This window comes from Hymenobacter antarcticus, assembly GCF_039539545.1.
Lineage (GTDB): Bacteria > Bacteroidota > Bacteroidia > Cytophagales > Hymenobacteraceae > Hymenobacter > Hymenobacter antarcticus.
This window is the reverse complement of record NZ_BAABDI010000005.1, coordinates 172729-187745: the sequence shown is the minus strand read 5'-3', so window position 1 is coordinate 187745 and position 15017 is coordinate 172729. Positions and strand designations below refer to the sequence as shown.

7 protein-coding genes are annotated in these 15017 nt (G+C 63.1%); 1 reads left to right on the top strand and 6 read right to left on the bottom strand.

Going from position 1 to position 15017, the window contains the following annotated elements; all coding sequences use genetic code 11:
• Window positions 1-291: 291 nt before the first annotated feature.
• On the top strand, window positions 292-3024 hold the full coding sequence (locus tag ABD819_RS06200) for an MGH1-like glycoside hydrolase domain-containing protein (RefSeq protein ID WP_345122141.1): 2733 nt from the start codon (window positions 292-294) through the stop codon (window positions 3022-3024).
• A gap of 99 nt (window positions 3025-3123) precedes the next feature.
• Here the strand turns inward: ABD819_RS06200 and bglX are convergent, their stop codons facing one another.
• The 6 genes from bglX to ABD819_RS06170 form a co-directional block, all read right to left on the bottom strand.
• The gene (bglX, locus tag ABD819_RS06195) at window positions 3124-5406 is read right to left on the bottom strand and encodes a beta-glucosidase BglX (RefSeq protein ID WP_345122139.1); all 2283 of its coding nucleotides are present in this window, start codon (window positions 5404-5406) and stop codon (window positions 3124-3126) included.
• Window positions 5407-5534: 128 nt separating this feature from the next.
• Window positions 5535-7247 (bottom strand): family 43 glycosylhydrolase, encoded by a 1713-nt coding sequence (locus ABD819_RS06190; protein ID WP_345122137.1) that lies wholly within the window; start codon window positions 7245-7247, stop codon window positions 5535-5537.
• A gap of 178 nt (window positions 7248-7425) precedes the next feature.
• The gene (locus ABD819_RS06185; RefSeq protein WP_345122135.1) at window positions 7426-8787 is read right to left on the bottom strand and encodes a glucoamylase family protein; all 1362 of its coding nucleotides are present in this window, start codon (window positions 8785-8787) and stop codon (window positions 7426-7428) included.
• A gap of 54 nt (window positions 8788-8841) precedes the next feature.
• Window positions 8842-10389 (bottom strand): RagB/SusD family nutrient uptake outer membrane protein, encoded by a 1548-nt coding sequence (locus ABD819_RS06180; protein ID WP_345122133.1) that lies wholly within the window; start codon window positions 10387-10389, stop codon window positions 8842-8844.
• Window positions 10390-10398: 9 nt separating this feature from the next.
• Window positions 10399-13701 (bottom strand): TonB-dependent receptor, encoded by a 3303-nt coding sequence (locus tag ABD819_RS06175; RefSeq protein WP_345122131.1) that lies wholly within the window; start codon window positions 13699-13701, stop codon window positions 10399-10401.
• Between the two features lie 148 nt (window positions 13702-13849).
• A complete protein-coding gene (locus tag ABD819_RS06170) occupies window positions 13850-14896 on the bottom strand; it encodes a FecR family protein (RefSeq protein ID WP_345122129.1) in 1047 nt (348 codons plus the stop codon).
• Window positions 14897-15017: the final 121 nt, after the last annotated feature.

Sequence of the window (15017 nt, the reverse complement as noted above, 5' to 3'; positions counted from 1 at the left end):
GGACTTTGTAGTCCGCGAGTCTGCGCCGTGTAGTGGTTGTAGCGGCGCAGACTCGCGGACTACAAAGTCCGCGCTACATCCCCCGAGGCGCTTTAACAAGGAGCGTGCGTAACAGCAGGTATTAAATGGCATCGTTCAACAGTTGGAACCGGGTGGTGAGGATAATGTCAGCAGTGAAAGGCCACTGAGGCTGCTGGCGCCTACGGCTACGCACGTTTCTGCTGCCAACTCGCTCGCCCGTAAACGCCGTAATTTGCACTCCCGCGCTACTTCCGCCGGCCATTGCTCCCGATGAACTCCCGCTCGCTTTCCGCTGCTTTCCTGCTTACTCTTGGCCTGCTGCCTGCCTGCCAGACCACGAAGCCCACCACTGTTGCCACTGCCGTGGTCCCCGATGTGATGAAGCCCATCTGGCAATCCGACGCCTACACGCTCTACCCCGACCGCGTGGTGCAGGGCAGGCACGAGGCCCGCGCCCTCTCGGCCACCGAGCTGGTTTCCAATTATCAAAGCCCGGTGAATGACCGCCAGAGCCCGCAGGTGGAGTTCAAGTTCAGCATCAACGGCAAGGATAATGAGATGGCGGCCGGCCTCAACCACCTGCTCATGGCCGTGCCCCGGGCGGGCGGTGGGGCCGTGGAAACGCCGCCCATCGTGTTTGGCCAGCGGTATGTGGATACTACGCCCGCGTCGGCCGATATGTACCTGGCCCCGAACACGCCGGTCCGCATCCGGCTCGATATGCGGCCGGTGCTGGCGGCGTTCAAGAAGCAGGGGTTCTACACCACTTTTAAGGGCGACAAGCTGTATCAGCAGGATTTCAAGCACGTCTATATTGCCGGCGGCACGGCCCCGCTAAGCTGGGATTTCGACAACCTGACCAACAAGCCCGAGCTGGAAATGACCGATGCCAACGGCGATGGCATCTACGAAGCGACGCTGACGCTGAACCAGCCCGCCGCCGCCAAAACCACCGCCGCGAGCTGGAAAAAGACCATCAACACCGACGATTTCCCCCAGTACAGCTCCGACTATCCGCTGGCCGATGCCCTCTACAACCTGGCCCTGGAGGAAGCCCGCCGCGCCGTGGAGCCCGACAGCACCTTCCGTACTGGGAAGGAGTGGGCCGGCGTCTGGACCCGCGACGTGAGCTACAGCATCATTCTGGCGCAGGCTTCGCTCCAGCCCAAAGTGGCCATGAACAGCCTCATGCGCAAGGTGAGTGCCGACGGCCGCATCATTCAGGACACCGGCACGGGCGGGGCGTACCCGTGCTCGACGGACCGCATTGTCTGGGCCACGGCGGCCTGGGAAATCTACCAGGCCACCGGCGACGAGGCCTGGCTGCGCAAGGTGTATCCCATCATCCGGCAGAGCATTGCCGACGACCGCCAGAATGCCTACGACCCCGCCACCGGCCTGGTGCGCGGCGAGTCGTCGTTCCTGGACTGGCGCGAGCAAACCTACCCGCGCTGGATGCAGCCGGCCGATATCTACCAGAGCGAAACCCTGGGCACCAACGCCGTGCATTACCAGGCCAACATCGTGCTGGCCCAGATGGCCGCCAAGCTCGGCGACCCCGGCACGGCGGCCCAGCACAAGCGCCAGGCCGAAACCATCAAAGCCGGCATCAACCGGCACTTGTGGCAGGAGGAAAAGGGCTACTACGGCCAGTACCTCTACGGCCGCACGGCCCTCACGCTCTCGCCCAGGGCCGAGGCGCTGGGCGAGGCGCTGTGCGTGCTGTTCGGCGTGGCCGAGGGCGAGCGGGCGCAGCGCGTGCTAGCCCGCACGCCCACCACGCCCTACGGCATTTCCTGCATCTACCCCCAGATTCCGGGCATTCCGGCCTACCACAATGATGCCGTGTGGCCCTTCGTGCAAAGCTTCTGGGCGCTGGCTGCCGCGCAGGCCGGCAACGAAGCCTCGCTCACCGAGAGCATGGCGGCCATCTACCGGCCGGCCGCGCTGTTCCTCACCAACAAGGAAAACTTCGTGGCCCGCAACGGCGACTTCGCCGGCACCCAAATCAACTCCTCCAACATGCTCTGGAGCCTGTCGGGCAGCCTGGGGTTGGTGTATAAGGTGCTGTTTGGGATGCAGTACCAGGGCGAGCGGCTGGTGTTCCGGCCCTTCGTGCCGCAGGCGTTTGCGGGCCAGCGCCGCCTCACGGGCTTCAGGTATCGCAAGGCCGTGCTCGATGTGGACATGAGCGGCTTCGGCAACCAGATTGCCAGCATCACCCTCGATGGCCAACCCCTGCCCGATGCCGCTATTCCGGCCGGCCTCAGTGGGCGGCACAAGGTGAGCATCACACTCAGTAGTGCCGCGCCCGCCGCCCAGCCCGTGAACCGCGTGCCCAATGCCGTAGCGCCCGAAACGCCTGCCGTCACTTTCGCCGCTCAACGCCTCACCTGGAATGCGCTTGCAGGCGCGAAAAGCTACAAAGTGCTGAAAAACGCGGCCCTGCTCACCAGCACGGTCACGCTTGGCTTCGACGTGCCCGCCGGCCCTTTCGCCGCCTACCAAGTAGTTGCCGTGGACGAGGCTGGTCGTGAGTCCTTCGCCAGTGAGCCCCTCGAAACTGGGGTGGTTGCCGTAGCCCCGGTGCAGCTCGAAACCCTGGCTCCCAAAGCCACGCAGGCCTACAAAGGCTACTCCGGTAAGGGCTTCGTCGAAATCACGCCCACGCTCAACAAGTCCCTCACCATCCCCGTCACCGTGCCCGAAACCGGCCTATACGCAGTCGATTTCCGCTACGCCAACGGCAATGGTCCCATTAATACGAACAACAAATGCGCCTTCCGCACCCTGCGGCGCGGCCCCGCGCTGCTGGGCACCGTGGTGCTGCCCCAGCGCGGCGTGGAAGAATGGAGCAACTGGGGCTTCTCGAACCCCATCCTCGTGCGTCTCGAAAAAGGCACTCATCCCCTCACCCTCGCCTACGAGCCCGCCAACCAGAACATGAACGGCGAAGTGAACCAGGCCATGCTGGATTATGTGCGGGTGAAACGGGTGGAGTAGGGAAAATGGCTCTTTCAAAGTCGTACTCTTTAAGGCGGCCCCGCGGCCGGCACGTGTCTCCGGCGCGCGCGAGCCGCGTATTTCGGGAGGGGCGAGTAGTTATTGCGCCGCCAGCCTGAACGCCGCCATCTGCACGTCGCGGGAGTTGCCGCCCACCAGCACCTGAAAATCGCCGGGCTCGGCCGCGAACTTCAGGTCGTTGTTGTAGAACTTCAGCGCATCCGGCGCAAGGCGGAAGGTGAGGGTTTTGCTCTCGCCCTTTTTGAGCATGATTTTCTGAAAGCCCTTCAGCTCCGAAACCGGGCGGGAGCTGGAGCCCACCATATCGCGCAGGTACAGCTGGGCCACTTCCTCACCGTCCGCGCTGCCGGTGTTCTGCACGGTTACGCTCACGGTCAGCGTTTCGGCGGGGCCGATGGTGGCTTTGCTGAGCGTGGGCTTGCCATAGGTGAAGGTGGTGTAGCTGAGGCCGAAGCCGAAGGGATAGAGCGGCTCGTTGGGCACGTCGAGGTAGCGCGACTTGTACTTGTCGAGCTTCACGCCGGCGTAGGGCCGGCCGGTGTTTTTGTGGTTGTAGTAGATGGGCACCTGCCCCACGGCCACCGGGAAAGTAGCCGTGATTTTCCCCGAGGGATTGTAGTCGCCAAACAGCACGTCGGCGATGGCATTGCCGGCCTGGGTGCCCGCAAACCACGTTTCGAGGATGGCGTCGGCGTTCTGGTTTTCCCAGGGCAGGGCCAGGGGGCGGCCGTTCATCAGTACCAGTACCAGCGGCTTGCCGGTGGCTTTCAGGGCCTTGAGCAGGGCCAGCTGCTGGCCGGGCAGGCCAATGTCGGCGCGGCTGGCGGCCTCGCCGGTCATGCCCTGGCTCTCGCCCACCACGGCCACCACCACATCGGCAGCCTGGGCCACCTGCACGGCTTCGCGTATCATGTCCTCCGATGCGCGTTTGTCCAGGTCCAGGTCGCCGCCGTGGGCGTTCAGGCGCTCCAGCATCTGGGCGTCATCGGCAATATTGGCCCCCTTGGCGTAGGTGATTTTCAGGCTGGGCGCGGCGGCGCGCAGGCCCTGCTCTACCGACACGGCCTGCTTCCAGTCGCCGGCCCCGCTCCAGCTGCCAATCACGTCGCGCTGGCGGTTGGCCAGTGGCCCGATGAGGGCGATGCTGCCGGTTTTCTTCAGGGGCAGGGCGCTGCGCTCATTCTTCAGCAGCACCAGGCTCTTGCGGGCAATGTCGCGGGCGGCGGCAATGAATTCGGGCTTCATCAGGGTGCTGGCGGCGCGCTCCTGGCTCACCTTGCGGTAGGGGTCCTGGAAGAGGCCGAGCTTGTACTTGGCCTCCAGAATGCGGCGGCAGGCGGCATCGAGCTGGGCCTTGCTCACGGCTCCCGATTTGAGGTTCTCGGCCGCGTGCTTGAGGAAAACCTCGCCCACCATGTCCTGGTCGATGCCCGCGTTCAGGGCCAGGGCCGACACCTGGGTTTCGGTGCCCAGGCCGTGCTCCATCATCTCGTTGATGGCCGTATAGTCCGTCACCACGAAGCCCTGGTAGCCCCACTGCTTGCGCAGCAGGTCGGTCATCAGCCACTTGTTGGCGGTGGCGGGCGTGCCGTTGATGTCGTTGAAGGAGGACATGACCGAGCCCACGCCGGCGTCGATGGCCGCTTTGTAGGGCGGCATATATTCGTTGTACATGCGCTGGCGGCTCATGTCGGTGGTGTTGTAGTCGCGGCCGGCCTCGGCGGCCCCGTAGAGGGCGAAGTGCTTGAGGCAGGCCATCACGCTGGTGGAGTTGGTGAGGTCGTTGGTGGGGCCCTGGTAGCCGCGCACCATGGCCCGCGCAATCTGGGAGCCGAGGTAGGGGTCTTCGCCCGCCCCTTCGGAAATGCGGCCCCAGCGGGCATCGCGGGCAATGTCGACCATGGGCGAAAACACCCAATCGAGCCCATCGGCCGTGGATTCTTCGGCCGCGATGCGGGCGCTCTGCTCAATGGCTTTCAAATCCCAGCTGGCCGAAAGCCCCAGCGGAATCGGGAAAATGGTGCGGTGCCCGTGAATAACATCGTACCCAAACATGAGCGGAATGTGCAGCCGCGACTCCTTCAGGGCCATTTCCTGGAGCTTGCGCACGGCAATGGGCGTGTAGGTGTTGAACACGCCGCCCACCAGGCCCTTGCGGATGTTGGCATCCACGTCCTTGCTCACCACCGGCCCGGTCACGTCGAAGCCGACGGACACCAGGTTCAGCTGCCCGATTTTTTCCTCCGGCGTCATCCTGGCCATCAGCCCGTCGATGTAGGGCTTCATTTTGGGGTCGCCGGGCTTTTGCTGGGCCTGCGCGGTGAGGGTGAAGGCGAGGGCGGCGAGAATAATTCGTTTCATGGAAAGAGTTGGAAGTTGGCGCGAATATCGTTTCGCACGGAGTTACAGGGAGGAAAAAGGAGTTTGACGGAGGCAGGATTTCACTCGGTGAAACGCCATTTTCCTCCTTTAACTCCGTGCGAAAAAAATTACCTGGCCAGTGCCACCGGCGTGCGGGTCGATACGCCGTTTTCGTTGATGGCTTCGATGGTGAAATAATACGGCCGGTCTTTGTCCATGCCTTTGAAGTAATACTCGTTGGCTCCGTGCACCATGATGCAGGAATACAGCTTGGTCGGGGCCAGGCCGGTGTAGATGTTGTAGGCGTAGGCTTTGTCGTCGGGAGCCCACTTTAGCCAGGCGCTGCGCTTGTCTTTTTCCGTGCGCAGCACCACAAACCCTTGTACGGGCAGGGGTTTGGTGCCGCTGCCCAGGCCGAAGACCCGCAGGCCGCTGATGGCGAATTTGCCGGTGGGCATGTGCAGGTTTACCAGCTTTAAGTAGCGCGTTTTTACCGGGGCGGGCAGGGCAATGTAGTCGTGGGGCACGTCGGTGCGGTTCCGGCTTTTGTCGACCAGCACCTTCCACCGCTTGCCGTCGAGTGAGCTGAGCAGCTGGTACTGGTGGTAGATGCCGGGCTTTTTGCCCAGGTAGCCGGCGTCCTGGTCGGCATAGTTGATTTGGATGGCGCGCACGGTGCTCACGCTGCCGAGGTCGGTCTGGAGGTATTCGCCGGGGTTGGCGGTGGCGGCGCTCCAGTAGGTTTTGATATTTTCATCGACAGCGTAGTTGGGCAGGTAGCCGCCGAGGGTGCTCGACACCCGCACCGGGCGCTGGTAGTTGAGCAGCATCCAGCCCGTGAATTGGGTCTTGAGGTGATTGGCGGGGCCGGTAGGCAGGTAGTGCGGATAGTCGCCGAAGGTGGTGTTGGTATAGAGCGTGCCCTCGGCATCAAAGCCGGCGGGCCACAGGCCCAGGCGGCGCTCGAAGTTGTTTTTGGCGGAAACCACCAGCGTGGAGACGTGCCACCAATTGGTCCAGGCATCCTGAAAAGTGTTGCCGTGGCCCGCGCCCCGCGCGAAGCCGCCGGGCTTGTAGGCAAACGGGTTGTGCGGCTGCGGCGTGAAGGGCCCCAGCGGCTTATCGGCCACCTGCACGCCGTCGGCATAGCCGCTGAATTCGGTGCCCGGCGCGCCGTATTGCAGGTAATACTTACCGTTGTACCTGGTCATCCACGCCCCCTCCATAAACGGGTCGAGGAAGGTATTATCCAAGTATTCACCAAAACGCTGCCAGCCAAACTGCTGGTCATTGAGCCCGAACAGCGGTTTCGCTTCGCCGATGGGCTGGAAGGTTTTGCGGCTGATTTGCTGGCCGTAGAGCGGTAGCTCGTTGCTGCTGCCCCAGTAGAGATAGAGCTTCCCGTCGGTGTCGAGGAAAAAGGCGGGGTCCCAGGCCCCAATCTGGAAGTTATGCACGGCTTCCTTCCATTTGTTGGCTTTGGGGTTGGTGCTCATCCAGATGGGGAAGTCCTTGTTGTGCGTCGAGCCATACACCAGCAGCGTATCGCCGAGCACGAACACGGCCGGGGCGCACAGGTCGTCATACACCTTATGCTCGGGCCGCAGAAAGGAGTGGGAAATGAATTTCCAGCTGCTCAAATCAGGACTCCACCAGTAGCCCCACTGGTTGGTGGAGAACAGGTAGTAGTCGCCCTTGTAGCGGGTGATAACCGGGTCGGCGGTGGCGCGGTGCCGGCCGGCGGCGGCAAATTCGGGGATGGGCGTGTAGCCGTAGTCGAGGTTGAGCGGGTTGCAGTAGGTGGGGCGCGGGGTTTGGGCTTGGATAGTGGGGCTGAACAATAAGAACGTCAGGCAGAGCACCGCGAAGCATCTCGTCCGCGTCAACCTCACCCCCGGCCCCTCTCCAAAAAAGAGGGGAGCCTGACGATTATTATTTCCGCAAAACTGGTGCCCCCTCTTTTTTGGAGAGGGGGTCAGGGGATGAGGTTGACGCAAGCACCGTTCGTTCATCATAGCCTTACTTCTTCACCGCCGCGCTCTCAAACCCCAATTTCCCCAGCCCGCGCCGCACATCGGGCGAGCTCATGAACAGCTTCCACAGCAGCCCGGTGCGGTAGTTCTCAATCATGCCCACAATCGGCCCCTGGTCGATGGCGAGGTAGGATTTGGCGTACCAGTTTTGCTGCTCGCTGAAGCCGTCGACAAAACCGTATTCGCCCCAGATTTTATCACCCAAGTCGAAGTAGAAGTGCTTGAGGGCGCGCATCGACTGCTCCGGCGTGTAGGGAAAGGCCGAGAGCGCGGCGGTGGGCGAAATCACGCTCAAATCCTCCCTGGGGTTGTGGGCGGCGTAGCCCTGGTAGCTGTCCGAAGCGGTGAGGCCCCAGGAGTTGGGGCCGTAGCCCTTGAATTTCCTGGGGTTATCGACGCAGTAGGCGTAATTGATGAGCGTGTGGTTCTGGTTTTGCTGCCAGTAGTCAGCGTGCGGGTCCTTGAGGCCGTGGGGGTTCAGGCCCAGGAAGGAGTAGTGCGTGAAGAATAATGGTCCGCCCAAATCCGGTCCCAGCGGCAGCTTGATGCCATAGTATTCCCGGCCGTTTTTGAACTCCGGCCCCACGGCCCAGCCCTGGTCATACACCGGCCGGTCGATGGCGTATTTCGGCGACGATGCGGCCAGCACGTAGGTTATCAGGCCCTCGTTCCAGCCGTGAATCTGGTGGTTCATGCTCCAGCCGTTGTTGGGGCTCCAGTGCCAGTAGAGCACGTTCTGGCCGCCCTGGGTTTGCCAGTTCCACTCCACGTTTTCCCACATCCAGCCAATGTGGTTGCGCAGGTCGCGCTCCACCGGGGTTTCAGCCGTGAAGTACTGGCGGGCGCAAATCAGGCCTTCCATCAGGAAAGAGGTTTCCACGATGTCGCCCCCGTCGTCCTTGGCTCCGAAGCGGATGACCTTGCCCGTCGCGCCGTTCAGCCAGTGCGGAAATACGCCGTGGAACTGGTCGGCCTTTTCCAGAAAGCGCACCATTTTGTAGATGCGCGTGGCGGCCTGCTCCCGGGTTATCCACTTGCGGTCGGCGGCCACGATGATGGCCATGATGCCGAAGCCGGTGCCGCCGGTGGTTACCACTTCGTTGCCGTAGTCGTAGGCCGCGTTGCTGCGCTCGCGCGCCATGCCCGAAACCGGGTGGCCAAAGTCCCAGAAGTACCGGAACGTCTGGCGCTGCACCAGGTCCAGCAGCTGGTCGTCGGTGAGGTTGCGGGGGCGCTGGCGCGGGTCGAAGGCGACGGTTTTGGTCGGGGCTTTTTTGGGCGCGGGCTTCGGCTGGGCTTGGAGGAGGCCGGGTAGTAGCAGAAATAAGAGAGTGATTTTGGCGCTCATAGTTGAAGGTCAGTTTTACCGCAGAAGCCTCTGCGTCTTCTGCGGTAAAAAAAATCAATACCCCGGATTCTGCGTCAGCTGCCCGCCGCTGAGGTCAATCTGCGGCTGCGGAATCGGAAAAATCTCGTGCTTGCCTTTCACGAACGTCTTGCCCTGGGCGGCGAAAATGGGCACGATGCGGCCCGCCGTCACGCTTTCCTGGCGCACGAGGTCGAAGTACCGGTCGTGCTCCATGGCCAGCTCCACGCGGCGCTCCTGCCAGATGTTGGCCACGGTAGCGGGCCTGGGGGTGAGGCCGGCCCGGGCCCGCACGGCGGTGAGGGCCGTGGTGGCGGCCCCCGCGTTGCCCAGCTGGGCGGCGGCTTCGGCGTTAATCAGCAGCACTTCGGCGTAGCGCAGTATCCGGATGTTCTTGGGCAGGTAGTCGTTGTTGCCGCAGTTGGGCTCCTGGGTGCGGCTGTGGTAGGCCTTGTAGCTGTAGCGGAAGTTCTCCACCGAGTCCTTGCTTGGGATGCGGAAACCGTCCCAGAGCACGGTGCCGGTGGAGCGTTGGCCGGCCGGGGCCGTGGGCTGAATAAAGATGATGGTGCCGGCCCGGCGCACGTCGCCGGGCTCGTAGGCGCTGGCCAGGGCGGCGGTGGGATTGTTGAAGCCGAAGCCCAAATCGGCCCAGCCGCCCCGGCCGCCCGCGCGCGGGCCCTGGCTCACGGTGTACAGCTCAATGGCGGAGTTGTTGCAGGCCGCGTTGATGCCGGTTTGCACCTCGAACAGCGACTCATTGCTGTTGGCCCCCACCGTGCGCCAGATGTCGGCGTAGGAGTTGAACAGGCCATAAGCGCCCGAGCGGCCCTGCACGATTTCATTGCTGAGCTCGAAGGCTTTCTGGTAGTTTTTCTGATACAAATACACCTTGGCCAGCATGCCCTGGGCGGCGGCTTTGGTGGCGCGGCCCACGTCGGTGGCGCCCTTCAGCGGCAGGTTGGCGGCGGCAAATTCCAGGTCGCTGATGATGAGGGCGTAGATGTCGGCCGCCGAGGCCCGCTGCTGAAACTGCGGGCTGTTGGCTTCCGAAGGCAGGGGTACCCGGTCAAGCCTGGGCACGCCGCCAAACAGGCGCACCAGGTTGAAATAGAAGTAGCCGCGCAGGAAACGCACCTCGCCCAGCAGCCGGTTTTTCACCGCATCGGAAGAAGTGCTGAGCGGGATTTTGTCGAGGGCCTGGTTGGCGCTGGAAATGGCGCGGTAGTAGCCCCGCCAGCAGTTGTCGATGTTGCCGTTGGTCGAGGTCAGGGTCAGGTTGTCCACGGCCAGGGCGTCGCCGTAGTCGGGCGGCGTGCTGCCCTTGTCGGCATCATCGGAGGCAATATCGGTGAGGATAACGAACTGCAGGCCGTGCACATCGGCCCCAAAGCCGCCCAGGTACATGGTGTTGTACACGCCATCGACCAGTTTTTGGGCGGTACCGGGGTCAATGGAGTCGCCGCTGAGCTGGCCCTGCGGCGGCACGTCGAGGAAGTCTTTGCAGCCGCTGACCAAAGCCAGCGACAAGGCCAGCGCGGCCGTGCCGGCGCGGCGGGGAAGGGCGGAAAATTGGGATTTCATCGGCGTAGGTTATTTAAAGTTGACGTTCAGCCCCAGGGTCACGGTGCGGCTGGTGGGATAGGTGGTCAGCTCGATGCCCGAATCGAGCGGGCCGCCGGGCAGCTCCGGCGTGAAGCCGGTGTAGTCGGTGACGGTGAACACGTTTTGGGCGGCGGCAAACACCCGCACCGAGGCCAGGTGAGCGCGCTCCAGCACGGCCACCGGCAGGGTGTAGCCCAGCACCAGGTTGGTGAGGCGCAGGTAGGAGCCCGACTCCAGGAAGAACGTCGAGGCCGGCATGTTGTCGGTGAGGCGGGCGGGGGTGGTGTTTGAGGGGTTGCTGGTCGTCCAGCGGTCGGTGGCGAAGCTGGCTTCGATGTTATCGGTGCTGGTGGTGCGCTGCTGCTTCTTGCCGTTGTACACCTTGTTGTTCAGGTTGCCCGAAAACACGAACGAGAAGTCCGCGTTGCGGAAATTCAGCCCGCCGTTGATGCCGAAATAAACCGGTGGCTGGTACGAGCCAAAGAAGCTGCGGTCCTTGCCGTCAATCACGTTGTCGCCGTTGAGGTCGCGGTATTTCAGGTCGCCCACCTGGGGCGTGCCGAACGTTGAGCGCGGCGAGTTGGTGATTTCGTCGGCGCTCTGGTACACGCCAATGGCATCGAGCAGGAAGAAGCTGCCGGCCGCCACGCCGTTGTCCGACTTCGTGACGAAGGTGTTCTTGATGTTCACCGCCGACAGCGCCTGCCCGCCGTTGAGGTTGGCAATGCGGTTGGTGTTGAAGGTTACGTTGGCCCCGATGTTGTAGGTCCAGTCGGTGCTGGCCCCGATAGCGGCCCGCCAGTTCAGGGCGGTTTCCACGCCCCGGTTGGTAATGTCGGCGGCGTTGGTGATGTACTGGCCATCGGAGTCGCCGAACACGGCCGGAATGTTCACCGGAATCAGGGCGTTGGTGGTGCGCTTGTCGTAGTAGGTCACCTCGCCGGTCAGGCGGTTGTCGAGGAAGCCGAATTCCAGGGCGGCGTCGTACTCCGTGGTGGTTTCCCAGCGCACGTCGCGGTCCTTAATCTGCCGGATGGCACTGCCCAGCACCGGCCGGCCATTGAACACGTACGGGATGTTGGTATCAGTCGTCAGGATGTAGGTATCGGCCGGAATCTGGTCGTTGCCGAGCTGCCCGTAGCTGGCCCGCAGCTTCAGGAAGCTCAGCACTTTGTTGTCGCGTAGAAACTCCTCCTGCGTGAGCACCCAGCCCAGGCCCAGCGACGGGAAGAAGCCCCAGCGCTGGTCGCGGTTGAACTTCGACGTGCCGTCGTAGCGCAGGTTGGTGGTGAGGAGGTAGCGGTTGTCGTAGGCGTAGTTGACGCGGCCCAGCAGCGAGAGGCGGCGGTCCTTGGCGGCGCCGGCGTCGTTCACGGCCGAGTTCGGGTCGCCCGTGTTCAGGTACCACAGGGCGGGGTCGGCGGGCACGTCGCGGCGGTTGCCCGAAAACTGGTTGCGCAGGCCTTCCTCGGTCACGGTGCCGGCCAGCAGCGTCAGGTTGTGCTTCTCGTTGAAGTTGCGCTGGTAGGTGGCCGTGTTCTCCCATAGGTAGCGGTAGCCGTTCACCTGCGTCACGGCCAGGGTGCTGCGCAGGTTCTGCTGGCCGCCGCCGGCCTTGATGAACGTGGCCCCGTCGTTGAGGTACTGGTAGTCATACACGCGGCGGTTGTCGGCGTTCAAATCCACGTTGATGGCCGAACGCAGCGTCAGGCCCTCAATGGGCCGGAAGTCAACCCCGATGTTGCCCTGCAAGCGGTTTTCCAGGGATTTGTTGTCGTTTTTCTCAATGTCCAGCACCGGGTTGCCCACGTTGCCGAACGACGAAGTATTGCCATACAAGCCATCAACTTTGGCCGGAATAACCGGGGCCGCGCGGTAAGCATTGCCATAAGCCGCGCCAATATTCACATCCCGCGTATCGGCGTGGCTGAACGACGCCTGCGAGCTGATGGTAACCTTCTCTGAAACCGCAAACGAGGTATTGGAGCGGATGGTCAGCCGCTGAAACTTGTTGTTGATGAGCAAGCCGTCATCCTGCAGCAGGTTACCCGAGAAGTAGTACTTCACGTTCTCCGAAGCGCCCGAAACCGCCAGGTTGTGGTTCTGGAAAGTGCCGCGCTTCAGGATTTCGTCGTACCAGCTGGTATTGGCCGGGTCGGTGATTACTGTGGTGGGGGAGGTGTCTTTCAGGTAGTTGGTGTACTGGCCGGCGTCGGCCATTTTCACCAGGCGCGCCGCTTCTTTAAAGCCGACCGTGCCGCTGTAGCTCAGCACCGGCTTGCCCAGCTTGCCCTGCTTGGTGGTCACGATAATCACGCCGTTGGCCCCGCGCACGCCATAAATGGCGGCGGCCGAAGCATCCTTTAACACGTCAATCGTGGCGATGTCGGCATTGCTCAGGTTGCGGATATCGGTGGTTTGCACGCCGTCCACCACATACAGTGGCTCGGCCCCGCCCAGCAGCGTGCCCGTCCCCCGAATCCGCACTTTGGGCTGCGAGTTCGGCGTGCCGTCGCTGATGATTTGCACGCCCGCAATCTTGCCTTGCAGCGCCTGGGTGGCCGTTTGCACGGGCTGATTCACGATTTCAGTGCCTTCCACGCGGGCCACGGCCCCGGTCAGGTCCTGGCGGCGCTGGGTGCCGTAGCCCACCACCACTACCTCGCTCAGCGCCTTGGCATCGGGGGCCAGCGAGATGTTGATAGTTGTTTGAGTTCCCACGGCCACTTCCTGCGACGTGTAGCCCACGAAGGAAAATACCAGCGTACTGTTCTCGGGCACGCTCAGCGTGAATTTGCCGTCCATATCGGTCTGCGTACCCGCGGTGCCGCCCTTGATAACGACGTTCACGCCGGGCAGGCCCGTGCCTTTCTCGTCCACTACGCGGCCCGTCACCGTCGCATCCACGGGGGCCGCGAGCGTGGCCGTAGCCACGGCGGGCCGCAGGATAATGCCATCGTTCACCAGCTTATAGTCGATGTGCAGCGGAGCCAGCAGCTCATCCAGCAGCTGGGCCAGCGGCTCGCCCACGGCATGCACCGATACGCGCCGGCTGGCCCCAATGAGCTGGCGGCTGTACTGAAAATGCACCTTGGCCTGGGTTTCAATCTTGCTCAGCACGCTGGCCATGCGCTCGTCCTGCGCTTGCAGCGTGATGGGTTGGTCCAGCACCGGCTGGGCCGCCGTGGCGTGGGCCGGGCTGATACCGGAGAGCAGCCAGAGCAGCAGCCCCGGCAAAAGTGCCAGGCGCGGGCGGCGCCGCACCGGCGGGAATTGTAGTGAAGTGAACATACGTGGTGGGAAAAGTGAGATAAAAGCAGTGTCAGTCAACAGGCTTCGGTGCCCGGCGCGTGCTCTTGGCAGAAACGCGGACCGGGCCGGTACCGGAATCGATTGTGGGCAGTTAGCGCATAGGCAGTGAGGCTGAAAGGGAACCCGGCTATTCGGCCGGGCAGGGTTGGCTATGAAAAAGAATGCGGCCGTCGGCCTTCTCGTAAGAAGCCCCCAGCGTCTGGCAGATAATGTCGAGCTTCTCAAACAGCGGCTCCTGGCCCAGGCTCAGGTTGAGGGTGCAGTGGTGCAGCGCGGCCGCATCGTACTCAATGGCAATGCCGTAGGCTTTTTGCAGTGCGGTCAGCACCTCGGCCACCGGCCGGTCATCAAACACAAAAGCCTGCGGGGCCAGCAGCGCCGGCTGCGGCACCAGCTCGCGCCGCAGCTGCCCGCGCCCCACCGAGTACACGGCCTGCTGGTTGGGCCGCACCACCACGCCAGCCGCCAACGCGGTGGCCCCGGCCGTGCGCGGACTCACCCGCACGGCCCCGGTGCGCACCTGCACCTGCGCCTCGGCCTGCCCGGCGTAGGCCCGCACCCGAAACGTGGTGCCCAGCACGGTGGTCACCACCTGCTCGGTATACACCGAAAACGGGTGGTGGTCATCGTGAAAAACCTCAAAAAAAGCTTCGCCCGTGAGGTAAACCGTGCGCCGGGCCCCGGTAAATGCTCGCGGGTATTTCAACTGGCTGGCTGGGGTCAGCGTCACGGCGCTGCCATCGGGTAGGGCCACCCGAGTATCATGAGCCAAGTTGTTGCGATAAACGACCCAGCGGGCTTCAGCCACCCCAGCCGGTGCCGATGCTGGCCGACTGGCCAGCCCGCGCCCCCAGTAGGTGCTTGCCAGCCCCGCGCCCAGCGCGAAAACTGCCACGGCGGCCCAGCGCACGCCCACGCTTGCCCAGCCAAACCGGCCGGCTACCGGCCGCGACGACAGCAGCGAAGTCTCATCCGGAGCAGCGGATAGAATAGTGCGGTCGGCAATGCGCTGCCACACGGTGGCTTCCAGTGCCGTTCGCTCATCGGGCGAAAGCTGTAGCCGCCGCTCGGCCCCTAAGCCAGTGTACCAGGCTTCGATGCGGCGCTTTTCCGCATCGGTGCAGCTCCCGGTCTGGTAGCGGTGTAGCAGCGTGCGAAATTCCGATTGGTCCATGGCCGTACTTGCGTAAGGGTGCTGGCTCTATAGTCAACCATTGCCCGTCCAACCCTAGCCTTGAACCTAAAAAAGGACGAGCAAGAAACTGGAATCAGGTCTGAAAAACGGTTTTATATTG